Below are 23,801 nucleotides of genomic sequence, written 5' to 3'. Positions count from 1 at the left end.
ATGATATAAGGGTAGCATTGTGGACGCATTTCCTGCCATAGAGATAGATAAAGTTAAAGCCTGGGATTATCGGCTAGTTAATATAAATACTTCTGAATGTTTAAATGTTGCCTATGGTGTCGATGCTAATTATCTTGATGGTGTAGGTGTTTCCATCACATCAATTGTCCTAAACAATCGACATATTAATCTTGATTTTTATATTATTGCTGACGTTTATAATGATGGTTTTTTTCAAAAAGTCGCAAAGCTTGCAGAGCAATACCAATTAAGAATCACGTTATATAGAATTAACACTGATAAGCTCCAGTGCTTGCCTTGTACACAGGTCTGGTCAAGAGCAATGTACTTCCGTTTATTTGCATTTCAATTATTGGGTTTAACGCTTGATCGTTTGCTTTATCTTGATGCAGATGTTGTTTGTAAAGGCGATATTAGCCAACTATTGCATCTGGATTTAAACGGAGCGGTCGCTGCTGTTGTTAAAGATGTTGAGCCAATGCAGGAAAAGGCGGTATCCAGGTTGTCCGATCCTGAATTACTTGGGCAGTACTTTAATTCCGGCGTCGTTTATTTAGACTTAAAAAAATGGGCTGACGCAAAACTAACAGAAAAAGCGTTGTCTATTCTTATGAGTAAAGATAATGTTTATAAATACCCTGATCAGGATGTTATGAATATCTTACTGAAAGGGATGACAATATTTTTGCCTCGTGAGTATAATACAATTTATACAATTAAAAGTGAATTAAAAGACAAAACACATCAAAACTATAAAAAGCTGATTACAGAAAGTACTCTGCTTATTCATTATACAGGTGCAACTAAACCGTGGCACAAATGGGCAATTTATCCATCGGTAAAATACTATAAAATAGCTTTAGAAAATTCACCGTGGAAAGATGACTCTCCGCGAGATGCAAAATCAATTATTGAATTTAAAAAACGATATAAACATCTTTTAGTGCAGCATAAATATATCTCAGGAATTATAGCAGGAGTCTGTTATCTTGGCCGAAAATATTACCGTAAATAACATTTAACTGGTTTATTATGATTCAGAAGAGCAAGATCAAAGACTTGGTTGTTTTTACCGATGAAAACAATTCAAAGTATCTCAATGTATTAAATGACTTCTTGTCTTATAATATAAATATCATCAAGGTTTTTCGTTCTATTGATGATACAAAAGTTATGCTTATTGATACCGATTACGGTAAATTGATTCTTAAGGTTTTTTCTCCGAAAGTTAAGCGTAACGAACGTTTCTTTAAGTCTCTGTTAAAAGGTGATTATTACGAACGCCTTTTTGAGCAAACCCAAAAAGTACGAAATGAAGGGTTAAATACACTCAATGATTTTTATTTATTGGCTGAACGGAAAACCTTACGATTTGTCCATACTTATATCATGATCATCGAGTATATTGATGGCATAGAGTTGTGTGATATGCCTGATATTGATGATGTGCTAAAAAATAAAATTCAGCAATCAATTAATTCCTTACATCAACATGGCATGGTTTCTGGCGACCCCCATCGTGGTAACTTCATTATAAAAAATGGTGAGGTTCGAATTATTGATCTCTCCGGAAAACGTGCTTCAGCGCAGCGTAAAGCGAAAGATCGTATTGACTTAGAGCGTCATTACGGTATTAAAAATGAGATTAAAGATCTAGGCTATTATCTTTTAGTATATCGTAAAAAAAATGCGCAATTTTATGCGGCGTTTGAAAGGGAAACCAGCGCGCTAAAATAGAAATACCCACAATTACGTGTCTTCACCCGGACAGTTTTAAGCGGAGTTATTTATTTCACAGGTTTATCATGAAGAATATTAGATACATTGACAAAAAAGATGTTGAAAACCTGATTGAAAATAGAACATCTGATGATGTTATTATTTTTCTTTCTGGCCCTACATCGCAAAAAACACCTTTGTCAGCATTACGAACAAAGGATATTATTGCTGTCAATGGTTCTGCGCAATATTTGTTAAGTCATAATATCGTTCCTTTCATTTATGTACTTACAGATGTCCGCTTTTTACATCAGCGTCGTGATGATTTTTATAAATTTAGCCAGAGAAGTCGTTATACCATAGTAAACGTTGACGTTTATGAACACGCTTCCAAAGAAGATAAACTATATATCCTCCAGAACTGCCTCGTATTACGATCCTTTTACCGCCGAGAAAAAGGCGGTTTGATAAAGAAGATTAAATTTAATATTTTGAGCCAGATTCACAAAGAACTGCTGATCTCTGTACCGTTGTCTAAAAAAAGGTCGTCTGGTCGGATTTTGCAAGGACATTAGTCTTGGTTATTGCTCATGCCATACTATTGCTTTTGCTGCAATTCAAATAGCATATTCACTTAAGTATGCACGAATTATTTGTTCTGGTCTTGATTTAACTGGTAGTTGTTCGCGTTTCTATGATGAAAATAAGAATCCTATGCCTTCGGAATTGAGTAGAGATTTATTTAAAATTTTGCCATTTTTCCGTTTTATGCGTGATAATATAGATGATATTAATATTTATAATTTGTCGGATGATACGGCTATTTCTTACGATGTAATTCCATTTATTAAACTTCAAGATATCAGTACAGAAGAGTCAAAGGATAAGACAAGAAAAAAAATGCAATATAAAGCTTCAACTGATTCTTATGCTAATTAGTCATCCTGAAACTAAAATAATATGGTATAAAAATGCGTTTAGGAACTTTTCACAAAAAGAAAAGATTTTATATAAACAAAATCAAAATTAATTTCCTTTCTTTTTTATTTCGTAAGAAAATCAATGACCAAGTTACAGAACCAGCACAAATTAAATCATGCCTAATCATTCATGATAATAATAAACTCGGTGATCTAATTGTATTAAGTTCGATTTATCGTGAGCTTTATAGTAAAGGAGTTAAAATAACCATTCTCACAAATAGAAAGGGTGGGGAGTTTCTCTCTAATAATAAAAATATATTTGAGTTCTGTATCAAAGAATCTACGGGTTCCCTTAAAATGCTTACTCTATGTAAGCATCTGCGGGATTTACAGTTCGATATTGTATTAGACCCCTTTGAAACAATGCCCTCATTTAAGCATAGTTTAATATTATCAAGTTTAAAAGATTCTTACATTCTGGGTTTTGATCAATGGTATAAGCGTTACTATTCATTTTACCATCCCCACGATGAATGTTTAAAAGAACATATGAGTACACGAGCAACAGAAATCCTGAAGCATATTTATGGTGAGGGTGAATTTTCCACCGACTACGACTTGCATTTACCTGTAGATGTTGAAAATAAAATAAAAGATTTTATTGGAAATACAAGAATAGTCATCATTAACCCATTAGGTGCAAAAAAAATATGCCGACTTACGTTTGAGCAAATAAAAATTATATATCAAGAAGTGAAAGCACAGTTTGAAAATTATCGAGTGATATTTACCGGGTTACCGCAAGATTTATTGACAATACCAATACCTGAAATTGAAACACTACCATTTGACGAGTTTATTTATACTGTTGCTTTGACCCGGTATAGTGATTTTGTCATTTCTGTTGATACAGCTCTTGTTCATATCGCTGCGGCTTATCATAAACCAACGCTTGCATTTTATCCTAATTCACGTACTCCGGAATATCCCTCACATTTAATTTGGGCACCGAATAATCATCAATCTATACAAATAGTATCCCCAACATTTACGATAAAAGATATCGATACTGAAACTTTAACTGATTCAGTAAAGAGATTAAGTTGTATAGATAAGAAGTGAGTTTTAACTCACTTCTTAAACTTGTCTATTCTTGATTAATAGTATTGTTACGATTATTAATAACGAGTAAGAGGACTATCGCGGATATAACGATAATTGGAATGCTGCGTGCCCATATGATCACATCACTGAGTCCAATCCCCACAATGCCAAGCGTTAATATCAACAAACCCAATGCGCGTTTTTTTATATGCTGTATAAAATAGTGAAAAAATAGAGGAAAAGGGTGGAAAAAATCCCCATCAGACCTTTCAGTGACCCTGCTTCAATTATCTCATTATGTAGGTGTACGTTAGCAAAATCCAATGCTCCTCTTAGTCTATTGTTTTCTGCGACTAACAAATTCATACTTTCAGCGCGCGACTCTGCAGATCTAAATGAAAAAGGCGATTCTTTGAATAAATCAAAACCAATTTCGTACATTGCCAGTCTTGCACCTAAAGAAGTCACGCTATTAGCATTGGTATAACTGTTTAAATCATTTAATGCTTCGTTATAGCGATATTGAATTGGTTTATTAAATATAATTACAACACTGGCCAATATGGCAATTAGTAGAACGATAGCGGAAGTGAATTTTTTGGGGGATTTGTTGTAATATGTAATTAGTGCAACAGCACAAATTACAGGGAAAAGGAGTAGAGTTGCTCTGGTTTGTGTCAGTGCCAGAACATAAAGTACCGCACAACTATTTAATAAAAATAAAAAAGGATGGTTTTTTTTAGTATAAAGAATTGCAACACCACTAACTATCCCTATTAGCATTGTTGAATATGCCGCTCCTGTTGCCGCTCCTATACCAAAAGAAATGCGGTCATATTCATGAATGCTATTAATATAAATTGCATATGCAGCAATTATAAATGACAGGGAATATAAAATGTATAACACACTTTCTTTTTTTGTTTTTAGCTGGCTAGTTAGTGCCAAAAAAACAATAAAAGATCCAAATATAAATATTTTGGCAGTGTTTAAATAACTGTGGTAAGTAGCACGAAATGGAGAGTTGTCTACTTTAAACACAGAATACCAAATTAAATCAAGCAATCCTATAAAAAATATAGAAAGTGGAAGAATAAGGTTTTTTATATGATAATTTCCTTGTCTGCCACGTAAAATTAGTGATAATAAGCTAGCCATAGCAGTGATGTTATATATCTTTATGCTGAAAGTGTTATCGACGAATGCAATTATCAATGAAAAAAAACATAATATATAAGTCATTATCTCTAAAATCATAGATGATTTCAGAGTGTAAGGTTTCCATGAATGAAGTTTAATGAAGGTTGGCATGTTTTACCTTTATAATGATGATAATTTTTCCAAAACTGCTTGACCGTTGAGATTAATTAAACTTTTCCCCGGTGCCATGCAAACTACCTGATTCTTCCCATAACCGCCAATTAATCCAGGGTCTGTAGGCCCATAAACTGTGATATTGGGTTTATCGAGTGCCGCAGTTAAATGGCTTAATCCTGTATCGACCGACACAACAAATTTAGCTCCAGTCAGCACACGGGCAACGCCTTCCAGAGTCATCTTCGGCAGTACGTCGACATAATCAAAGCCTTCCGCCAGCCTTTTTGCCCGCTCTTCTTCATGCGGCGCTCCCCACGGTAGTTTAATTCGAATCCCTGAACCTGCCAGTAAACCAATTAATTCTCGCCAGTGCTCTTCCGGCCAGTGTTTATCATCGCGGGTGGTCGCATGAAGGAATACAGCATACTCCCCAGCATCCGGTAGAGGATTTGTCAGGAAATGCTGCGCAATAGCATAATCGCCCTGGGCCTGCGGTTTGCTATACCCAAGGCTTTTTGCGAACAGTTCACGGGTACGTTCTACGGCATGCTGCTGTTTCGCAATATGATGTTTGCGATTGTAAAACAGGCTGGCTAAAGGCTCGCGAGCGGTTTGCCAGTCCATTCCATGCTTAACGCCATGTGCTAAACGTGTCACCAGCGCTGCGCTTTTTACCAGCCCTTGGGCGTCGATAATTGCGTCATAGTTTTCTGCCTGAAGGGCTTCACGAAACGCTTTCCGTTCCGCTTTTATGGGGGCCGAGAACCAGGCTTTGCGCCAGCGACGTATCGCCACCGGAATAACCCGCTCAACGGCGGCGTGCCAGGAAGGAATCTGTGCGAATCCCTCTTCCACCACCCAATCAAACTTAATCCCCGGGATTGCCTGCTGGGCATCGGTGAGTGCGGGCAGCGTATGGAGAACATCGCCCATCGACGATGTTTTAACGATCAATACCCGCATCCGTCAGGCTTCCTCTTGTAACAATAGCGCGTTGAGTTCTTCCAGTACGCGCTGGGGAGTAATGTCGATCAAGCTCTGGTGATAACCCTCTGCAGTGTCACCTTTACGCACTTTGTGATAGCCGGTAATCAGGCGGATCACGCGCGCTTTATGGGAAAGCGGCGGCGTAAAGTCCGGACTGCTCGGCCCATACAGAGCAACCAGTGGACGATTGAGCGCCGCAGCAACGTGCATCAGGCCAGAATCGTTCGTGACAATGGCTTTACAGGCGGCAATCAAAATGACTGCCTGCTCAAGCTGTGTTTCCCCCGCCAGGTTCCGACACCATGCCTGCTGCTCGGTATTCAAAGCGGCAAGAATCTCATTGCCCGCCTCATGATCTTTCGCCGAGCCAAACAGAACCACCTGATAACCTTCATCAATCAGCTGCTTTGCCAGCTCTGCATAGTGGTAGTGTGGCCAGCGTTTCGCCGGGCCAAACTCCGCGCCCGGACAAAAGCCAATCATCGGACGTTCTGATGAAAGCGAAAATTGATTACAGGTATATGATTTTTCACCTTCGCTCACTTGCAATTGCGGCCATAACAACGGTTTTGGTAGATCTTGTGCGGTACGCATCACGCCTTTGTCATAGGCCAGCGCCACATAGCGTTCCACCATTAGCGGCCAGGCTTCTTTATCGAGCACACGTACATCGTTGAGTAAACCGTAGCGCATCTCGCCGCGCCAGCCGGTGCGATGAGGAATACCCGCGAAGAAAGGCACTAATGCGGATTTGAAGGAGTTGGGTAAGACGTAGGCGCGGTCGTAGCGCTTTTCACGCAGACTATGACCCAGTTTGCGGCGTTCGCCGATTTCCAGCGCCCCGTGACCGAGAGGCATAGGGATAGCTTCGTTAACTTCCGGCATCCGCGATAATAATGGACGGCACCATGCCGGTGCCATCACGTCGATTATCGCCTGGGGATAGCGCGCCTGGAGCGTGCGATAGAGACTTTGCGACATCATCATGTCGCCAACCCAAGACGGGCCGATCACCAGTATTTTCATGCAGAGCTCTTATGCGTCGCGATTCAGCCAGGCCATGTATTCCGTTACACCTTCAGCAACGGTTTTGAACGGTTTGTCGTAACCCGCAGCGCGCAGATTAGTCAGATCTGCCTGAGTAAACGCCTGGTAGCGGCCTTTCAGTTTATCCGGGAACGGAATGTATTCGATTTGGCCTTTCTTGTGATAAGCAAGCGTAGCATCTGCTACTGCCTGGAAGGATTCCGCACGACCGGTGCCGAGGTTGAAGATGCCGGAAACGCCATTTTCCAGGAACCACAGATTCACATCAGCCACGTCGCCCACGTAGACGAAGTCGCGTTTAAAGTTCTCGCTACCTTCGAACAGTTTCGGAGACTCACCGTTGTTAAGCTGGGTGTTGAGATGGAAAGCGACGCTCGCCATGCTGCCTTTATGGCCTTCACGCGGTCCATAAACGTTGAAATAACGGAATCCAACAATCTGCGAGTTCGCTTCAGGCAGGATTTGACGAACATATTCATCAAACAGGAATTTTGAGTAACCGTAGACGTTCAACGGTTTTTCGTACTCGCGGGATTCAATAAAGTCGGAGGTGCGACCGCCGTAAGTGGCTGCGGAAGAGGCGTACAGGAACGGGATTTCGCGCTCCAGACAGTAGTGCAGCAGCTCTTTGGAGTATTGATAGTTGTTATCCATCATATACTTGCCGTCCCACTCGGTAGTGGAAGAGCACGCACCTTCGTGGAAAATCGCTTCGACATCGCCGAACTCTTCGCCCGCCATAATCTGGATCAGGAAGTCTTCCTTATCCATATAGTCCGCGATGTTCAGGTCCACCAGGTTCACAAACTTGGTGCCGTCTTTCAGGTTGTCCACCACCAGAATATCGGTGATGCCTTTATCATTCAGGGCCTTAACGATGTTGCTGCCGATAAAGCCCGCGCCGCCGGTAACGATGATCATAACTGTAACCTTCGAATTATGGAGTCAGAGACAATCTCAGACACGAATACTTCTATCATATCACTACACGGCGTTGGCTTCAGCCATTCGCCGAAAGTGAGGGGGATGGACGTTATTTATTCTAAATTTTACAGAAGTGTTAACGCGTCATCTCGTCGCGAACTATAAGTTTGGGTAATATGTGCTGGAAATTGCCCTGTCTGGAGAATCGCAATGCGTGGAGAATTTTATCAGCAGTTAACTAACGATCTGGAAACCGCAAGGGCGGAAGGGTTGTTTAAAGAAGAACGCATTATTACGTCTGCGCAGCAAGCAGACATCACTGTGGCTGATGGAAGTCACGTCATAAACTTTTGTGCCAATAACTATCTCGGACTGGCGAATCATCCGGATCTGATTGCGGCGGCAAAGGCGGGAATGGATTCTCACGGTTTCGGCATGGCTTCGGTGCGTTTTATTTGCGGCACTCAGGACAGCCATAAAGAGCTTGAACAAAAACTGGCGGCATTCCTGGGGATGGAAGATGCGATTCTCTACTCTTCCTGCTTTGATGCTAACGGTGGCCTGTTTGAAACGCTGCTGGGCGCGGAAGACGCCATTATCTCCGACGCACTGAACCACGCGTCTATTATTGATGGTGTGCGTCTGTGTAAAGCTAAACGCTATCGCTATGCCAACAACGATATGCAGGAGCTGGAAGCACGTCTGAAAGAAGCGCGTGAAGCCGGTGCGCGTCATGTGCTGATTGCCACCGATGGTGTGTTCTCGATGGACGGCGTGATTGCCAACCTGAAAGGCGTTTGCGATCTGGCAGATAAATACGATGCCCTGGTGATGGTAGACGACTCCCACGCGGTCGGTTTTGTCGGTGAAAATGGTCGTGGTTCCCATGAATACTGCGATGTGATGGGCCGGGTCGATATTATCACCGGTACGCTTGGTAAAGCGCTGGGCGGGGCGTTCTGGTGGTTATACCGCGGCGCGCAAAGAAGTGGTTGAGTGGCTGCGCCAGCGTTCTCGTCCGTATCTGTTCTCCAACTCGCTGGCACCGGCCATTGTTGCCGCATCCATCAAAGTGCTGGAGATGGTCGAAGCGGGTAGCGAGCTGCGTGACCGTCTGTGGGCGAACGCGCGTCAGTTCCGTGAGCAAATGTCGGCAGCGGGCTTTACCCTGGCGGGAGCCGATCACGCCATTATTCCGGTCATGCTTGGCGATGCGGTAGTGGCGCAGAAATTTGCTCGTGAGCTGCAAAAAGAGGGCATTTACGTCACCGGTTTCTTCTATCCGGTCGTTCCGAAAGGTCAGGCGCGTATTCGTACCCAGATGTCTGCGGCGCATACCCCTGAGCAAATTACGCGTGCGGTAGAAGCGTTCACGCGTATTGGTAAACAACTGGGCGTAATCGCCTGAGTGAGGATGTGAGATGAAAGCGTTATCCAAACTGAAAGCGGAAGAGGGCATCTGGATGACCGACGTTCCTGAACCGGAACTCGGACATAACGATCTGCTGATTAAAATCCGTAAAACAGCCATCTGCGGGACTGACGTTCACATCTATAACTGGGATGAGTGGTCGCAAAAAACCATCCCAGTACCGATGGTTGTAGGCCATGAATATGTCGGTGAGGTGGTTGGCATCGGTCAGGAAGTGAAAGGCTTCAAGATCGGCGATCGCGTTTCTGGCGAAGGCCATATCACCTGCGGTCACTGTCGCAACTGTCGTGGCGGTCGTACCCATCTGTGCCGCAACACGATCGGCGTCGGCGTTAACCGTCCGGGCTGCTTCGCCGAATATCTGGTGATCCCGGCGTTCAACGCCTTCAAAATCCCCGACAATATTTCCGATGACTTAGCCGCAATTTTTGACCCGTTCGGAAATGCGGTGCATACGGCGCTATCGTTTGATCTGGTCGGCGAGGATGTGCTGGTTTCTGGTGCAGGCCCAATTGGTATTATGGCCGCGGCGGTAGCGAAACACGTTGGTGCACGCAACGTGGTGATCACTGATGTTAACGAATACCGTCTGGGGCTGGCGCGCAAAATGGGCATCACTCGTGCGGTTAACGTCGCCAAAGAAAACCTCAATGACGTGATGGCAGAACTGGGCATGACTGAAGGCTTTGATGTTGGTCTGGAGATGTCTGGTGCGCCGTCAGCGTTTCGCACGATGCTGGACACCATGAATCACGGTGGTCGTATTGCGATGCTGGGTATCCCGCCGTCTGATATGTCTATCGACTGGACAAAAGTGATCTTTAAAGGCCTGTTCATTAAAGGTATTTACGGTCGTGAGATGTTTGAAACCTGGTACAAGATGGCGGCGCTGATTCAGTCTGGTCTGGATCTCTCGCCAATCATTACCCATCGTTTCTCCATCGACGATTTCCAGAAAGGCTTTGATGCCATGCGTTCTGGCCAGTCCGGGAAAGTTATTCTGAGCTGGGATTAACACGAACAAGGGCTGGTATTCCAGCCCTTTCTCCTGAGGATAATCCGTTAAATATGTAAAATCCTGTCAGTGTAATAAAGATATCGTAATTGCGCTGTTATCTTATATTGCTGCTTTCATTATCTCTCTAGCCTGAAGTGACTTTCTCACCCGTAAAAATAATATTTCACAAGCTTAATGGTTTCTTAATACAAAGCCTGTACAACGTTAGGGTAACTTCAGAGGTCGTCGGTAATTTATGATGAACAGCACCTATAAACTAAGTGTTATTATCCCGTTATATAATGCGGGAGATGATTTCAACGCTTGCATGGAATCTTTAATTGCGCAAACCTGGACTGCTCTGGAAATTATTATTATTAACGATGGATCAACGGATAATTCTGTTGAAATAGCAAAGCATTACGCAGAAAAACATCCACATGTTCGCTTGCTGCATCAGGCGAATGCTGGCGCATCGGTGGCGCGTAATCGCGGGATCGAGGCAGCGACGGGCAAATATGTTGCTTTTGTCGATGCTGATGATGAAGTCTATCCCACCATGTATGAAACGCTGATGACCATGGCGTTAGAGGACGATCTCGACGTGGCGCAGTGCAACGCTGACTGGTGTTTTCGTGAAACGGGGGAAACCTGGCAATCCATTCCCACCGATCGCATACGCTCAACCGGCGTATTAACCGGCCCGGACTGGCTGCGGATGGGACTTTCTTCTCGCCGCTGGACTCACGTTGTCTGGATGGGTGTTTATCGCCGCGATGTTATTGTAAAAAATAACATTAAATTTATTACCGGATTACATCATCAGGATATTGTCTGGACAACAGAATTTATGTTTAACGCGCTGCGTGCGCGATATACCGAGCAATCGTTATATAAATATTATCTGCATAATACGTCAGTGAGTCGGTTGAATAGACAAGGGAATAAAAACCTTAATTATCAACGTCACTATATTAAGATTACCCGCCTGCTGGAGAAATTAAATCGAAATTATGCCGACAAAATTACAATTTATCCGGAATTTCATCAGCAAATAACTTACGAAGCATTGCGTGTTTGCCATGCGGTACGCAAAGAGCCAGATATTATTATCCGCCAACGGATGATTGCTGAGATATTTACTTCCGGCATGTATAAGCGCCTGATTACTAATGTCCGCAGCGTAAAGGTGGGTTATCAGGCATTACTGTGGTCTTTCCGCTTATGGCAATGGCGCGACAAAACACGATCGCACCATCGCATTACGCGTAGCGCCTTTAATTTGCGCTAGCGTTAAACTTCGCCGCTTCGGGCTGTTTGCCCCAGCCTTGCCACTGATGTTGAAAGTAAACGATCAGCGTGCTCTGGCTGATGCTTTCGCTTAATACTTCAAAGAAGCGATTTGCATAAACTGGCTCCAGCGGTTTTTTCGGTTTACACAGCTTCACGCCACGGAACGGATTACGCGGTGCGTCGGGCACAGTATTTTTCGGCGGTGTAGATGTATCGACCTGTGGTTCATTCAGCAAGCTGCTGGCTTTCACCAGCGTAATGTCTGGCGGCAGGTTATAAACCATTTGTTGCAATACGCGTACCGTTGAGGGATGTGGATGACCAATGGCGATGGTCGAACCGTTGCGACGCGCCAGGTCAATTGCACGATTAAACTGTACACGAATATCCGCTTCATTTTGCGAATCGTCGAGGAACACCTTCCGTTTAATAACCTTCACGCCAGTGCCTTGTGCGGCGCGCATCGCCTGGGTATTACCGATGGTTACGCTGTCGAGGAAGTAAAGATTGTAACGCGCCAGCGCCTGCATCACTTTCTGCATACCAAACAGGTTAGAGGTCATTTTGCTGCCCATGTGGTTGTTGATTCCCACGGCATAGGGCACGTTATTGACCGCACTACGAATAATGCGCTCAATTTCGTCGCTGCTCATCTCCGGGCGCAGCGTGTTTTTCTCCAGCGGCTGTTTACTCAACGGTGCCATTGGCAGATGGATCAACACTTCGTGACCGCTGTTATGCGCTTTGGTCGCCATCTCTCTGGCGTGCGGTGAATCGGGTAACACGGCGACGGAGATCGCGGAGGGCATTGCCAGCACCTGGTTTTCGTTGTGCGGGCGATAACCAAAATCATCAATGACGATGGCTAGTTTGCCAGCAATTACGGGGGAGGAGAGCGCCAACAGCGCGGCAAATGCAAGAACGTTACGACGAAATGGAAACAAAACTTATCTTCCCAACCACGGTTGTGGATTGACCGCCTGACCCTGGCGGCGAATTTCGAAATAGAGTGAAGGTCGACCCTGACCACCACTGCTGCCCACCAGTGCAATTGGCTGGCCCGCGCGAACCTGCGAACCAACGCTCACCAGTGCGCTCTGATTATAGCCGTAAAGACTCATGTCGCCTTTACCGTGCTCAACCACCACCACCAGACCGTAGCCTTGCAGCCAGTCAGCCAGAATCACCCGACCGTCGGCAATCGCTTTAACTTCAGTACCTTCAGAAGCACCGATAACCATCCCTTTCCAACGCAGTTCGCCTTGTAGCTGTTCGCCATAGCGATGCAGCGTTGGCCCGCGAACCGGCCAGAATGCCTGACCGCGCGGCGCGCCCAGACCACCGGTACGGGACATCAGCGATTTTTCGCTTTCAGTCGGTTTGTAGGTGGTGCCTTTACGCGTCGCTTCTTTCTGACGGTCGCGAACCGCCTGGGCTTCGCGCGCTTCACGTTCAGCACGCGCTTTCGCTGCCGCTTCTGCACGGGCAATGCTGTTACGCAGACGGGATTCGTTGGCACGCAGTTCACTTAGCTGCTGCTGACCTTGCTGGATGGAAGATTCCAGCCCCGCCAGCGTCTTTTTACGCTCGTTCAGCGCCTGAGTCAGTTTCGCCTGTTGGGCACGCTGCTCATATAACAGCGTTTGTTGCTCGCTTTGTTTCTCTTCCAGTTCAGCACGCTGCATGGCGACTTCTTCACGCGTTTGCTTCAACTGGGCGATGGTTTCTTGTCGCGCCTGGTTGAGATAGCCGAAGTAAGCCTGCAATCGTTGACCGCGCTGGCTTTCTTCACCGCTGAGAATCAGCTGAATACCGGTATGTTCACCCTGACGAAACGCGGCATCCAGTTGCGCGGCGAGGCTGCGTTCCTGGGCGGCTTTTTGCTGCTCCAGTTTGGCAATCGACGCGTTCATCTCATCAATCTGTTTATTCAGTTGATTGAGCGTGTTTTGCGTTTCGCGCAGCTTGCGGGTGGCTTCGGAGATCGCCTCTTCCTGCTTTTTCAGCTGAGCAAGCAGGCTTGAGCGTTGTTGCTGCTGTTGGCGTACCGCGCGCTCTTTCGCGGCGATATCGGCCTGAATAGATTTGAGTTGATCGCGGTCATCCGCGTGGGCGGAAAACGTGCACAACAATACGCCAGCGCTAAGAACGCTGGCGTAAATGATGGGCCTGACTGCAAACCTGCGCGGTTTCGTGGCCCGTGTCATGGTATTAATCGCCTTTCCCCTCATGGGGAGGGATTATTCCACGATGAACAGCGGCTTACCAGTCATCTCTTGTGGGATTTCCATCCCCATCAGCGACAACATGGTCGGTGCGATGTCAGAAAGCTTACCGCCTTCAACCGCTTTCACGTTCTTATCACCAACGTAAATCAGCGGAACTGGCAGGTTGGTGTGTGCCGTGTGTGCCTGACCCGTTGCCGGATCGCGCATCTGTTCAGCGTTACCGTGGTCAGCGGTGATCAGCAGTTGTCCACCCACGGACTCAACGGCTTTTGTCACTTCTTCAACACAGTGATCCAGCGCTTCTACCGCTTTAACCGCCGCTTCCATCACCCCGGTGTGACCTACCATGTCGCCGTTCGGATAGTTACAGATAATGGTGTCGTATTTGCCGCTCTTGATTGCCGCAACCAGTTTTTCGGTCAGCTCTGCGGAGCTCATTTCCGGCTGCAGGTCGTAGGTAGCGACTTTCGGCGAGTTGATCAGAATGCGGTCTTCGCCTTTGAACGACTCTTCTACACCACCGTTAAAGAAGAAAGTGACGTGAGCATATTTTTCAGTTTCGGAAATACGCAGCTGAGTTTTGTCGTTTTTCGCCATCCACTCGCCGAAGGTGTTAACCAGGGAAGCCGGTGGGTAAGCCACTGCGGTTTTGATGTCAGCGGCGTATTCGGTCAGCATCACGAAATCGACGTTAACCACTTTCTTACGCGCGAAGCCGTCAAAATCAGCGTTCACGAATGCACGAGTGATTTCACGCGCACGGTCAGCACGGAAGTTCATGAAAATCAGCGCGTCGCCGTCTTCCATTGCTGCATCTGGCTGGCCTTCTGCACGAATAACGGTCGCTTTCACGAATTCGTCGTTTTCGTCGCGAGCATAAGCAGCCTGCAAACCAGCAACGGCAGTATCGGCCTGGAATTCACCCTGCGCCAGAGTCAGCAGGTCATAAGCTTTTTCAACGCGATCCCAACGGTTGTCGCGGTCCATCGCGTAGTAACGGCCAATGATGGACGCTACGCGACCTTTGCCCAGTGCGGCAAATTTCTCTTCGAATTTTTTCAGCGAAGATTCAGCACTGCGCGGCGGAGTGTCGCGACCGTCAAGGAATGCGTGCAGGTAGATTTTTTCTGCACCGCGTTCAGCTGCCAGTTCTACCATCGCCATGATGTGATCTTCGTGGCTGTGTACGCCCCCTGCGGAGAGCAGACCCATAATGTGTACTGCTTTGCCCGCATTTTTCGCTTTATCTACCGCACCAGTCAGCACCGGATTAGCAAAGAAAGCGCGATCTTTGATTTCAACGTCCAGACGAGTCAGGTCCTGATACACGATGCGGCCGGCACCCAGGTTAACGTGACCTACTTCGGAGTTACCCATCTGACGGTCAGGCAGACCGACTTCCAGACCGGAAGCGTCGATCAGGGTATGCGGACGATTGGCCCACAGTGCATCCATTACCGGGGTTTTAGCACTAAAAATGGCGTTATCCTGCTGTTCTTCGCGATAGCCATAGCCATCCAGAATCACCAGTACCATAGGTTTTTTAGAAACCGACATTGCGACAACCTCATACTCAAGAGTCAAAATTTGCGTAATTTTACTACAGCTGAATCGATAAAATAGCCTCTGAAGATCAAAATATACGACCGCTCGCGGCAAGCCGATGCCAGATTTGCGATTTTTTTTCGTAGCGCCCCGCAAAATTGCATTCCAGTTAACGCGCTGGCTGTATTTGCCGCACTGCGCAGGTATACTCCTTTCCTGGTTTTTTAATCACTACGTCGGGAGTTGTTACCCCCCATGCAAGAAATTATGCAATTTGTTGGCCGTCATCCCATACTGAGTATCGCCTGGATCGCGTTACTGGTGGCGGTTCTTGTCACTACGTTTAAGAGCCTGACCTCGAAAGTTAAGGTGATTACTCGTGGTGAAGCTACGCGTCTGATCAACAAAGAAGACGCTGTGGTTGTGGATTTACGTCAGCGTGATGACTTCCGTAAAGGCCATATCGCAGGATCTATCAATCTGTTGCCGAGCGAAATCAAAGCCAACAATGTTGGTGAGCTTGAGAAGCACAAAGACAAACCGGTTATCGTGGTAGACGGTTCTGGCATGCAGTGCCAGGAGCCTGCAAACGCGCTGACGAAAGCTGGTTTTGCGCAAGTATTCGTGCTGAAAGACGGCGTCGCTGGCTGGGCTGGCGAAAACTTGCCTCTGGTGCGCGGCAAATAATTTACCTGTCGTCTTTCATGATGCAGGCCGTTAGCTGCAATTATGCCCCCAGCGACTTATTGTTATAAGCTTCTGGGGACACTCCATTTTGCTGCCGCCCTGCAACATGAAATTTCAGGGTAAAAAACAGGAGCTAAGTTATGGCCAATGTTGAAATCTATACCAAAGAAACCTGCCCGTATTGCCATCGTGCAAAAGCACTGTTGAGCAGCAAGGGCGTGAGTTTTCAGGAGCTGCCGATCGATGGCAACGCCGCTAAGCGTGAAGAGATGATCAAACGCAGCGGTCGCACCACGGTTCCCCAGATTTTTATTGACGCACAGCACATTGGCGGCTGTGATGACTTGTATGCATTGGATGCACGTGGTGGACTGGATCCCCTGCTGAAATAACGTGTGAACGTTGGCATTACATTGCGCAGTATTTAAGGACAACACTTAAGGGTTTTCTACACATGTCAGAACAAAACAACACCGAAATGACTTTCCAGATCCAACGTATTTATACCAAGGATATTTCTTTCGAAGCGCCGAACGCGCCGCACGTTTTCCAGAAAGATTGGCAGCCAGAAGTTAAACTTGATCTGGATACGGCATCTTCTCAACTGGCAGATGACGTTTACGAAGTGGTACTGCGTGTTACCGTAACGGCATCCCTGGGCGAAGAAACTGCGTTCCTGTGTGAAGTTCAGCAGGGCGGTATTTTCTCCATCGCGGGTATCGAAGGCACCCAGCTGGCACATTGCCTGGGCGCATACTGCCCGAACATTCTGTTCCCGTATGCTCGTGAATGCATCACCAGCATGGTATCCCGCGGTACATTCCCGCAACTGAACCTTGCGCCGGTTAACTTCGATGCGCTGTTCATGAACTATTTGCAGCAGCAGGCTGGCGAAGGTACTGAAGAACATCAGGATGCCTGATGAATCAACGTAATGCTTCAATGACTGTGATCGGTGCCGGCTCGTACGGCACCGCTCTTGCCATCACCCTGGCAAGAAATGGCCACGAGGTTGTCCTCTGGGGCCATGACCCTGAACATATCGCAACGCTTGAACGCGACCGCTGTAACGCCGCGTTTCTCCCCGATGTGCCTTTTCCCGATACGCTCCATCTTGAAAGCGATCTCGCCACCGCGCTGGCAGCCAGCCGTAATATTCTCGTCGTCGTACCCAGCCATGTCTTTGGTGAAGTGCTGCGCCAGATTAAACCGCTGATGCGTTCTGATGCGCGTCTGGTGTGGGCGACTAAAGGTCTGGAAGCGGAAACCGGGCGTCTGTTACAGGACGTGGCGCGTGAGGCGTTAGGCGATCAAATTCCGCTAGCGGTTATCTCTGGCCCAACATTTGCGAAAGAACTGGCAGCAGGTTTACCGACGGCTATTTCGCTGGCCTCTACCGACCAGACCTTCGCCGATGATCTCCAGCAGTTGCTGCACTGTGGCAAAAGTTTCCGCGTTTACAGCAATCCGGATTTCATTGGCGTGCAGCTTGGCGGCGCGGTGAAAAACGTCATTGCCATTGGCGCGGGGATGTCCGACGGTATCGGTTTTGGCGCGAATGCACGAACGGCGCTAATTACCCGTGGTCTGGCTGAGATGTCGCGTCTTGGCGCGGCGCTGGGTGCCGATCCTGCCACCTTTATGGGCATGGCGGGGCTGGGCGATCTGGTGCTTACCTGTACCGACAACCAGTCGCGTAACCGCCGTTTTGGCATGATGCTCGGTCAGGGCATGGATGTACAAAGCGCGCAGGAGAAGATTGGTCAGGTGGTGGAAGGCTACCGCAATACGAAAGAAGTCCGCGAGTTGGCGCATCGCTTCGGCGTTGAAATGCCAATAACCGAGGAAATTTATCAAGTATTATATTGCGGAAAAAACGCGCGCGAGGCAGCATTGACTTTACTAGGTCGTGCACGCAAGGACGAGCGCAGCAGCCACTAAACCCAGGGAACCTTTGTTACCGCTATGACCCGGCCCGCGCAGAACGGGCCGGTCATTATCTCATCGTGTGGAGTAAGCAATGTCGTGTGAAGAACTGGAAATTGTCTGGAACAATATTAAAGCTGAAGCCAGAACGCTGGCGGACTGTGAGCCAATGCTGGCCAGTTTTTACCACGCGACACTACTCAAGCACGAAAACCTTGGCAGTGCGCTGAGCTACATGCTGGCGAACAAGCTGTCATCGCCAATCATGCCTGCCATTGCTATCCGTGAAGTGGTGGAAGAAGCCTATGCCGCCGACCCGGAAATGATCGCTTCTGCGGCCTGCGATATTCAGGCGGTGCGTACCCGCGACCCGGCGGTGGATAAATACTCAACGCCGTTGTTATACCTGAAAGGTTTTCATGCCTTGCAGGCGTATCGCATCGGTCACTGGCTGTGGAATCAGGGCCGTCGCGCACTGGCTATTTTTCTGCAAAACCAGGTTTCTGTGACGTTCCAGGTCGATATTCACCCGGCAGCAAAAATTGGCCGTGGCATTATGCTCGACCATGCGACGGGCATTGTCGTTGGTGAAACGGCGGTGATTGAAAACGACGTGTCGATTCTGCAATCCGTCACCCTTGGCGGTACTGGGAAAACCAGCGGTGACCGTCACCCGAAAATTCGTGAAGGCGTGATGATTGGCGCGGGCGCGAAAATTCTCGGCAATATTGAAGTTGGGCGCGGCGCGAAGATTGGCGCAGGTTCCGTGGTGCTGCAACCGGTGCCGCCGCATACTACCGCCGCTGGCGTTCCGGCACGCATTGTCGGTAAACCAGACAGCGATAAGCCGTCGATGGATATGGATCAGCATTTCAACGGTATTAACCATACGTTTGAGTATGGTGATGGGATCTGACGTCCTGTGATTGTGCCGGATGCGATGTAATCATCTATCCGGCATACAGTAACTAATCTCTCAACACCGCTCCCGGATACCCCAGCTGCCGCCAGGCTTCATACACCACTACCGACACCGCATTGGACAGGTTCATACTGCGGCTGTCCGGCACCATTGGAATCCGAATTTTTTGTTCAGCGGGCAGGGCATCAAGAATGCTCGCTGGCAGGCCGCGTGTTTCCGGGCCGAACATCAGATAGTCGCCATCCTGATAGCTTACGGCGCTATGTGCGGGCGTACCTTTTGTAGTGAGAGCAAACAGGCGCTGGGGATTTTCTGCTTCGAGGAACGCGCTGTAGTCATGATGGCGCGTAACGGCGGTAAATTCGTGGTAGTCCAGCCCTGCGCGGCGCAGGCGCTTATCGTCCCAGGCAAATCCCATTGGTTCGATGATATGCAGACGAAAGCCGGTATTAGCGCAAAGACGGATGATGTTGCCAGTATTTGGCGGAATTTCTGGTTCGTAAAGTACGATGTTTAGCATACTGCCCCCTTAGTGCGGGGGCAGGATAGCAGAAAATTGGTGAGCCGTGCGGCCTTTTCCCCTCACCCCGGCCCTCTCCCCAGAGGGGCGAGGGGGCTCAAACGACTATGCCGCATTCCCTTTCGCCATCGGAGCCAGCGCCGCAGGCAACTCTTTACCCAGTCCCTGCACCAACGAATCTTGCGTAATTTCACTGATCGATTTCGCGCCCGTCAGCGTCATCGCCACTTTCATCTCTTTCTCAATCAGATTCAGTAGGTTAGCCACGCCCGCCTGGCCCGCTGTTGCCAGCGCATACAGGAAAGCACGACCCAGCAGTACGGTATCGGCACCGAGCGCAATCATACGCACGACATCAAGCCCGTTACGAATGCCGCTATCTGCCAGAATGGCGATATCACCTTTCACCGCATCCGCAATAGCAGGCAGTGCGCGGGCAGAAGAGAGCACGCCATCTAACTGACGACCGCCGTGGTTAGAAACCACAATCCCGTCAGCGCCAAAACGTACCGCATCACGCGCATCTTCTGGGTCGAGGATCCCTTTGATCACCATCGGGCCATCCCAGAAATCGCGGATCCACTCAAGGTCTTTCCATGAGATGGACGGATCGAAGTTATTCCCCAGCCAGCCGATGTAATCTTCCAGCCCGGTCGGTTTGCCAAGGTAAGCCGAGATATTACCCAAATCATGTGGACGACCATTCAGGCCCACATCCCACGCCCATTGTGGGTGAGTCACCGCCTGCAGGTAGCGGCGCATTGCCGCATTTGGGCCGCTCATCCCCGAGTGCGCATCACGGTAACGTGCGCCCGGTGTTGGCATATCCACGGTGAAAACCAGCGTCGAACACCCCGCGGCTTTTGCTCGTTCCAGTGCGTTACGCATAAAACCGCGATCGCGCAGTACGTAAAGCTGGAACCACATTGGGCGCTTGATGGCGGGTGCGACTTCCTCAATCGGGCAAACGGAAACCGTCGAGAGGGTAAACGGAATGCCATGCGCATCCGCCGCTTTTGCGGCCTGAACTTCGCCGCGTCGCGCATACATGCCGCACAAGCCCACTGGAGCCAGCGCTACCGGCATCGACAATTTCTCATTAAACAGCGTCGTTTCCAGACTTAAGTCGGACATGTTTTTCAGAATACGCTGGCGCAGCGCCACTTCTGATAAATCTTCCATGTTACGACGCAGGGTATATTCAGAATATGCGCCGCCATCCATATAGTGGAACAGGAACGGCGGCAGAATGCGTTGTGCTGCGGCGCGATAATCGCTGGCTGCAGAAATAATCATGCGTTTTTCTCCCTCGAATGCTCATTATGCTCACCGGGCAGGCGGGTAATACGTGCACGGCGCGCCTGATCTTCATCGAATCTTTTCATGGTGCTGTGGACAAAACTGAGATGCGCCATCATCGCTTTACGCGCACCGTCGGCATCCCCGGTAAAAATGGCGTCAATGACCGCCTGATGCTGCTCGGTCAGTTGTGAAAAAACGGGCGGCACGAGATACATCCGTTGACGGCTTTGCATCACCGAGGATTGCAGAACATCAAAGAAACCACGCATGGTTTGTAGCAGCACGATGTTATGCGAGGCTTCGGCAATCGCCAGATGAAAACGAACGTCCGCTTGCGAAGCGAGGTCCGGGTCTTCGCTGAGCGTTGCCTCAAAGCAAAGCTGAATTTTCTCTTTGTCACCAGGCGTGGCGCGCATCGCTGCATGCCATGCGGTGCTGGCTTCAATGGCGTAGCGGGCTTCCAGAATATCGAAACTGTAATCCGGATCATCGGCCATCAGCGTTTTTAGCGGCTGGACGATGTTTTGCTCCGACCACGCGTCATGACGCCAGCGCACAAATGTGCCACCACCGCGACGACTAAGAAGTACGCCTTCGCTCACCAGTTTTGCCAGCGCTTCGCGCAGTGAATTACGCGACACGCCGAGTTGCATCGCCAGTTGGCGTTCAGCGGGCAACTTCATGCCCGCCTCCAGCTGTTTTTCATCAATCAGCGCCCGCACACGGGAGGCAACTTCGTCTGACAGGCGTCTGGGTGTAGCAATCATTAAGGAATCATCCACGTTAAGACGTAAGCCTGAAGCGTGGTGATCACGCCCACCATACAGGTGAATATCAGGCTGTGTTTGACGGTAAAGCGGAACAGGTCTGACTCTTTGCCAACCAGGCCTACCGCCGCACAGGCGATAGCGATGGATTGCGGGGAGATCATCTTCCCGGTAACACCGCCGGTGGTATTGGCGGCAACCAGCAACAGGTCAGAGACGCCAATTTGTTGTGCGGCCGTGGCTTGCAGAGCGGCAAACAGAGCGTTAGATGACGTATCCGACCCGGTCAGGAATACCCCCAGCCAGCCGAGGAACGGCGAGAAGAAGGTGAATGCATGACCGGTGTGCGCCAGTGCCAGCGCCAGTGTTGACGACAGCCCGGAATAGTTCGAGATAAAGGCGAACGCCAGCACCATACCGATGGAGTAGATGGGCAGCGCCAGTTCTTTCAGCGTGCTGCCGAAGGTGCTGAGAGCGTCAGATGGTTTCATCTTCAGCCAGACAACCGAGAGCAGCGCAGCAAACAGAATGGCGGTGCCGGTGGCAGAGAACCAGTCAAACTTAAACACGGCGGCATAGGCTGTAGCCTCGCTGACCACTGGCGGCATACGGGCAACCAGTTTGTCGAGATACGGCACCGGAATGTTGATCACCCATTCATAAAGTGCGCCGCCCGAAGCGAAAAGTGCTTTAAACGGCGGGATACTCCAAAGTGTTACGGTGGCGGTCAGGAACAGGAACGGTGTCCAGGCTCGCAGCACCTGACCCGCCGTGTAACCTGTGTGAGCCAGCGTCATATCAACCTGCGATGCACCCAGATCGCCGAAGCGGAAAACGCGTACTGGCTGCCAGCGCTTGAGGAACAGTGTCAGGCAGAGCAGCGATACCAGCGAAGAGATAATGTCCGGCAGTTCCGGCCCAATGAAGTTGGAGCTGAGATACTGTGCGATGGCAAACGAACCACCTGCAACCACGACCGCAGGCCACGTCTCTTTAATACCGCGCCAGCCGTCCATAATCGCCATGATCCAGAACAGGACGATAATGGTCATAAACGGTAGCTGACGACCCACCATCTGGCCGATCTCAAAGCTGTCGATGCCCGTTACCTGTCCGGCAACCAGAATTGGAATACCCATCGCACCAAATGCCACTGGCGCGGTGTTAACAATCAGGCACAGTCCGGCGGCGTACAGCGGTTTAAAGCCCAGGCCGACCAGCAATGCGGCGGTAATTGCCACCGGTGCGCCGAAGCCCGCAGCCCCTTCGAGAAATGCGCCGAAACAGAAACCGACGATCAGCATTTGCAGACGCTGGTCTGGGGTTATCGAAAGAATCGACGAGCGGATAATGTCAAACTGTCCGGTTTTCACCGAGATCTTATAGACGAACACCGCCGCAATAATGATCCACGCGATTGGCCACAAACCGTAGAAGAAGCCATAAACCACCGAGGCCAGCGCGTTGGCGACCGGCATTTTATAGAACAGCAAAGCCACGGCCAGGGCGATGGCAACCGTCCAGGTGGCGGCGACGTATCCTTTCAGTTTGAGCTTAATCAGCGCAAAGAAGAAAAACAGGATGGGAAGCGATGCTATCAGGCTGGAAAGCCAGATATTCCCGGCGGGATCATAGTTTTGTTGCCAGAGATTCATTGCAGGTCTCCTGGAGTCCACGCACATCGTGTAATGAGTCTGTTGCTCATCTCCTTGTCACACGTTGTGTAAAAGTGGCACTGCCAATTTTGTAGTGTAGGGATAATGACAATGAATGGTTAACCAAATGTTATTAATTGGCAACGGTTATGTGAGTTTTAATTGGGGAACTGTGAACCAGAGGTCAGATAAGCGAAGAATTGGTAGGGCCAATTTTTGTAGGAGGAGATGTCTGGTAAAGAAAAGGGCAATCCTCATCAGAGAATTGCCCTTAGATTGTTGACCCGGTGCGCTTATCCGGCCTACGGATGGCGCGAGAATTTGTAGGCCTGATAAGACGCGCAAGCGTTGCATCAGGCATTTGTCACCATTGCCGGATGCGGCGTGAGCGCCTTATCAGGCCTACAGGAATGTGCAGCATCCTCCTGTAGGCCTGATGCGCGTAACGCATCAGGCAATTTGGCGTTTACCCATTCGTTAATGGA

General features: G+C 48.6%; 21 protein-coding genes and 4 pseudogenes. 14 read left to right on the top strand and 11 right to left on the bottom strand.

Translation table 11 applies throughout. From position 1 onward, the window contains the following. The first annotated feature begins 19 nt into the window (after nucleotides 1-19). The 5 genes and pseudogenes from rfaJ (at nucleotide 20) to CRI63_RS24325 (ending at nucleotide 3,991) form a co-directional block, all read left to right on the top strand. Nucleotides 20-1,036, top strand: coding sequence for a lipopolysaccharide 1,2-glucosyltransferase RfaJ (gene rfaJ, locus CRI63_RS08960; protein WP_135403699.1), 1,017 nt, complete (start codon nucleotides 20-22; stop codon nucleotides 1,034-1,036). A 17-nt stretch (nucleotides 1,037-1,053) separates the two neighbouring features. Continuing rightward, nucleotides 1,054-1,753, top strand: a pseudogene (rfaY, locus tag CRI63_RS08955) (lipopolysaccharide core heptose(II) kinase RfaY). A 73-nt stretch (nucleotides 1,754-1,826) separates the two neighbouring features. Beyond that, nucleotides 1,827-2,679, top strand: a pseudogene (gene waaZ, locus CRI63_RS08950) (3-deoxy-D-manno-oct-2-ulosonate III transferase WaaZ). A 32-nt stretch (nucleotides 2,680-2,711) separates the two neighbouring features. After that, nucleotides 2,712-3,785, top strand: a complete 1,074-nt coding sequence (locus tag CRI63_RS08945; RefSeq protein WP_130258367.1) for a glycosyltransferase family 9 protein — start codon at nucleotides 2,712-2,714, stop codon at nucleotides 3,783-3,785. 101 nt (nucleotides 3,786-3,886) lie between these two features. After that, nucleotides 3,887-3,991, top strand: a complete 105-nt coding sequence (locus CRI63_RS24325; RefSeq protein ID WP_240782737.1) for a hypothetical protein — start codon at nucleotides 3,887-3,889, stop codon at nucleotides 3,989-3,991. On the opposite strand, the gene CRI63_RS08940 is transcribed toward CRI63_RS24325, so the two are convergent. From CRI63_RS08940 to rfaD, 4 genes are all read right to left on the bottom strand, one after another. After that, nucleotides 3,972-4,925, bottom strand: coding sequence for an O-antigen ligase (locus CRI63_RS08940; RefSeq protein ID WP_240782736.1), 954 nt, complete (start codon nucleotides 4,923-4,925; stop codon nucleotides 3,972-3,974). The two genes, CRI63_RS24325 and CRI63_RS08940, sit on opposite strands and share 20 nt — an antisense overlap. Nucleotides 4,926-5,087: 162 nt before the next feature. Continuing rightward, a complete protein-coding gene (gene rfaC, locus CRI63_RS08935; protein ID WP_135519265.1) occupies nucleotides 5,088-6,047 on the bottom strand; it encodes a lipopolysaccharide heptosyltransferase RfaC in 960 nt (319 codons plus the stop codon). 3 nt (nucleotides 6,048-6,050) lie between these two features. Next, on the bottom strand, nucleotides 6,051-7,097 hold the full coding sequence (gene rfaF, locus CRI63_RS08930) for an ADP-heptose--LPS heptosyltransferase RfaF (protein WP_135519262.1): 1,047 nt from the start codon (nucleotides 7,095-7,097) through the stop codon (nucleotides 6,051-6,053). A 9-nt stretch (nucleotides 7,098-7,106) separates the two neighbouring features. Further along, on the bottom strand, nucleotides 7,107-8,039 hold the full coding sequence (gene rfaD / locus CRI63_RS08925; protein WP_000587764.1) for an ADP-glyceromanno-heptose 6-epimerase: 933 nt from the start codon (nucleotides 8,037-8,039) through the stop codon (nucleotides 7,107-7,109). A 213-nt stretch (nucleotides 8,040-8,252) separates the two neighbouring features. On the opposite strand from rfaD, the pseudogene kbl reads away from it, so the two are divergent. The 3 genes and pseudogenes from kbl (at nucleotide 8,253) to waaH (ending at nucleotide 11,762) form a co-directional block, all read left to right on the top strand. Next, nucleotides 8,253-9,450 (top strand): annotated as a pseudogene (kbl, locus tag CRI63_RS08920) (glycine C-acetyltransferase). Between the two features lie 13 nt (nucleotides 9,451-9,463). Beyond that, complete coding sequence (gene tdh / locus CRI63_RS08915) at nucleotides 9,464-10,489, top strand: L-threonine 3-dehydrogenase (protein ID WP_130206693.1); 1,026 nt, start codon at nucleotides 9,464-9,466, stop codon at nucleotides 10,487-10,489. Between the two features lie 238 nt (nucleotides 10,490-10,727). Beyond that, complete coding sequence (gene waaH / locus CRI63_RS08910) at nucleotides 10,728-11,762, top strand: UDP-glucuronate:LPS(HepIII) glycosyltransferase (protein ID WP_135519259.1); 1,035 nt, start codon at nucleotides 10,728-10,730, stop codon at nucleotides 11,760-11,762. Here the strand turns inward: waaH and CRI63_RS08905 are convergent. From CRI63_RS08905 to gpmM, 3 genes are read right to left on the bottom strand one after another with little or no spacing between them, the layout of a single operon-like run. After that, complete coding sequence (locus tag CRI63_RS08905; protein WP_130215190.1) at nucleotides 11,749-12,708, bottom strand: divergent polysaccharide deacetylase family protein; 960 nt, start codon at nucleotides 12,706-12,708, stop codon at nucleotides 11,749-11,751. The two genes, waaH and CRI63_RS08905, sit on opposite strands and share 14 nt — an antisense overlap. Before the next feature lie 3 nt (nucleotides 12,709-12,711). Next, entirely contained in the window at nucleotides 12,712-13,971 is a 1,260-nt protein-coding gene (gene envC / locus CRI63_RS08900; RefSeq protein ID WP_001626259.1) for a murein hydrolase activator EnvC, read from the bottom strand. 33 nt (nucleotides 13,972-14,004) lie between these two features. Next, nucleotides 14,005-15,549, bottom strand: coding sequence for a 2,3-bisphosphoglycerate-independent phosphoglycerate mutase (gene gpmM / locus CRI63_RS08895; RefSeq protein ID WP_064526112.1), 1,545 nt, complete (start codon nucleotides 15,547-15,549; stop codon nucleotides 14,005-14,007). 243 nt (nucleotides 15,550-15,792) lie between these two features. On the opposite strand from gpmM, the gene CRI63_RS08890 reads away from it, so the two are divergent. The 5 genes from CRI63_RS08890 (at nucleotide 15,793) to cysE (ending at nucleotide 19,066) form a co-directional block, all read left to right on the top strand. After that, the gene (locus tag CRI63_RS08890) at nucleotides 15,793-16,224 is read left to right on the top strand and encodes a rhodanese-like domain-containing protein (protein ID WP_130215194.1); all 432 of its coding nucleotides are present in this window, start codon (nucleotides 15,793-15,795) and stop codon (nucleotides 16,222-16,224) included. A 140-nt stretch (nucleotides 16,225-16,364) separates the two neighbouring features. Beyond that, nucleotides 16,365-16,616 (top strand): glutaredoxin 3, encoded by a 252-nt coding sequence (grxC, locus tag CRI63_RS08885; RefSeq protein WP_000024392.1) that lies wholly within the window; start codon nucleotides 16,365-16,367, stop codon nucleotides 16,614-16,616. Nucleotides 16,617-16,678: 62 nt separating this feature from the next. Further along, nucleotides 16,679-17,146 (top strand): protein-export chaperone SecB, encoded by a 468-nt coding sequence (gene secB / locus CRI63_RS08880; protein WP_130206686.1) that lies wholly within the window; start codon nucleotides 16,679-16,681, stop codon nucleotides 17,144-17,146. Further along, on the top strand, nucleotides 17,146-18,165 hold the full coding sequence (gpsA, locus tag CRI63_RS08875) for an NAD(P)H-dependent glycerol-3-phosphate dehydrogenase (RefSeq protein WP_112914747.1): 1,020 nt from the start codon (nucleotides 17,146-17,148) through the stop codon (nucleotides 18,163-18,165). Before secB ends, gpsA begins: the two co-directional genes overlap by 1 nt. Before the next feature lie 79 nt (nucleotides 18,166-18,244). Beyond that, nucleotides 18,245-19,066: a serine O-acetyltransferase gene (gene cysE, locus CRI63_RS08870; protein ID WP_001277565.1), complete on the top strand. Its 822-nt coding sequence runs from the start codon at nucleotides 18,245-18,247 to the stop codon at nucleotides 19,064-19,066. A 52-nt stretch (nucleotides 19,067-19,118) separates the two neighbouring features. Here the strand turns inward: cysE and trmL are convergent, their stop codons facing one another. The 4 genes from trmL to lldP form a co-directional block, all read right to left on the bottom strand. After that, the gene (trmL, locus tag CRI63_RS08865; protein WP_000932351.1) at nucleotides 19,119-19,592 is read right to left on the bottom strand and encodes a tRNA (uridine(34)/cytosine(34)/5-carboxymethylaminomethyluridine(34)-2'-O)-methyltransferase TrmL; all 474 of its coding nucleotides are present in this window, start codon (nucleotides 19,590-19,592) and stop codon (nucleotides 19,119-19,121) included. Nucleotides 19,593-19,697: 105 nt separating this feature from the next. Beyond that, on the bottom strand, nucleotides 19,698-20,888 hold the full coding sequence (gene lldD / locus CRI63_RS08860) for a quinone-dependent L-lactate dehydrogenase (RefSeq protein WP_130206682.1): 1,191 nt from the start codon (nucleotides 20,886-20,888) through the stop codon (nucleotides 19,698-19,700). After that, the gene (gene lldR / locus CRI63_RS08855; protein WP_130222408.1) at nucleotides 20,885-21,661 is read right to left on the bottom strand and encodes a transcriptional regulator LldR; all 777 of its coding nucleotides are present in this window, start codon (nucleotides 21,659-21,661) and stop codon (nucleotides 20,885-20,887) included. Before lldR ends, lldD begins: the two co-directional genes overlap by 4 nt. Beyond that, on the bottom strand, nucleotides 21,661-23,316 hold the full coding sequence (gene lldP, locus CRI63_RS08850; protein ID WP_130215198.1) for an L-lactate permease: 1,656 nt from the start codon (nucleotides 23,314-23,316) through the stop codon (nucleotides 21,661-21,663). The genes lldR and lldP overlap by 1 nt, the downstream gene beginning before the upstream one ends. 293 nt (nucleotides 23,317-23,609) lie before the next feature. Here lldP and CRI63_RS24675 point away from each other — a divergent pair. Next, nucleotides 23,610-23,724, top strand: a pseudogene (locus CRI63_RS24675) (hypothetical protein); the annotation flags it as partial. Nucleotides 23,725-23,801: the final 77 nt, after the last annotated feature.

Source organism: Escherichia sp. E2661, assembly GCF_004745185.1.
Classification (GTDB): domain Bacteria; phylum Pseudomonadota; class Gammaproteobacteria; order Enterobacterales; family Enterobacteriaceae; genus Escherichia.
This window is presented reverse-complemented; position numbering and strand designations above follow the sequence as displayed.

What these genes read in the sequence shown, in the direction of transcription:
- CRI63_RS08945 (WP_130258367.1), top strand. Translation starts at nt 2,712, where the DNA reads ATGCGTTTAGGAACTTTTCACAAAAAGAAAAGATTTTATATAAACAAA.
- CRI63_RS24325 (WP_240782737.1), top strand. Translation starts at nt 3,887, where the DNA reads ATGCTGCGTGCCCATATGATCACATCACTGAGTCCAATCCCCACAATG.
- CRI63_RS08940 (WP_240782736.1), bottom strand. Translation starts at nt 4,925, where the DNA reads ATGGCTAGCTTATTATCACTAATTTTACGTGGCAGACAAGGAAATTAT.
- rfaC (WP_135519265.1), bottom strand. Translation starts at nt 6,047, where the DNA reads ATGCGGGTATTGATCGTTAAAACATCGTCGATGGGCGATGTTCTCCAT.
- rfaF (WP_135519262.1), bottom strand. Translation starts at nt 7,097, where the DNA reads ATGAAAATACTGGTGATCGGCCCGTCTTGGGTTGGCGACATGATGATG.
- rfaD (WP_000587764.1), bottom strand. Translation starts at nt 8,039, where the DNA reads ATGATCATCGTTACCGGCGGCGCGGGCTTTATCGGCAGCAACATCGTT.
- tdh (WP_130206693.1), top strand. Translation starts at nt 9,464, where the DNA reads ATGAAAGCGTTATCCAAACTGAAAGCGGAAGAGGGCATCTGGATGACC.
- waaH (WP_135519259.1), top strand. Translation starts at nt 10,728, where the DNA reads ATGATGAACAGCACCTATAAACTAAGTGTTATTATCCCGTTATATAAT.
- envC (WP_001626259.1), bottom strand. Translation starts at nt 13,971, where the DNA reads ATGACACGGGCCACGAAACCGCGCAGGTTTGCAGTCAGGCCCATCATT.
- gpmM (WP_064526112.1), bottom strand. Translation starts at nt 15,549, where the DNA reads ATGTCGGTTTCTAAAAAACCTATGGTACTGGTGATTCTGGATGGCTAT.
- CRI63_RS08890 (WP_130215194.1), top strand. Translation starts at nt 15,793, where the DNA reads ATGCAAGAAATTATGCAATTTGTTGGCCGTCATCCCATACTGAGTATC.
- grxC (WP_000024392.1), top strand. Translation starts at nt 16,365, where the DNA reads ATGGCCAATGTTGAAATCTATACCAAAGAAACCTGCCCGTATTGCCAT.
- secB (WP_130206686.1), top strand. Translation starts at nt 16,679, where the DNA reads ATGTCAGAACAAAACAACACCGAAATGACTTTCCAGATCCAACGTATT.
- gpsA (WP_112914747.1), top strand. Translation starts at nt 17,146, where the DNA reads ATGAATCAACGTAATGCTTCAATGACTGTGATCGGTGCCGGCTCGTAC.
- cysE (WP_001277565.1), top strand. Translation starts at nt 18,245, where the DNA reads ATGTCGTGTGAAGAACTGGAAATTGTCTGGAACAATATTAAAGCTGAA.
- trmL (WP_000932351.1), bottom strand. Translation starts at nt 19,592, where the DNA reads ATGCTAAACATCGTACTTTACGAACCAGAAATTCCGCCAAATACTGGC.
- lldD (WP_130206682.1), bottom strand. Translation starts at nt 20,888, where the DNA reads ATGATTATTTCTGCAGCCAGCGATTATCGCGCCGCAGCACAACGCATT.
- lldR (WP_130222408.1), bottom strand. Translation starts at nt 21,661, where the DNA reads ATGATTGCTACACCCAGACGCCTGTCAGACGAAGTTGCCTCCCGTGTG.
- lldP (WP_130215198.1), bottom strand. Translation starts at nt 23,316, where the DNA reads ATGAATCTCTGGCAACAAAACTATGATCCCGCCGGGAATATCTGGCTT.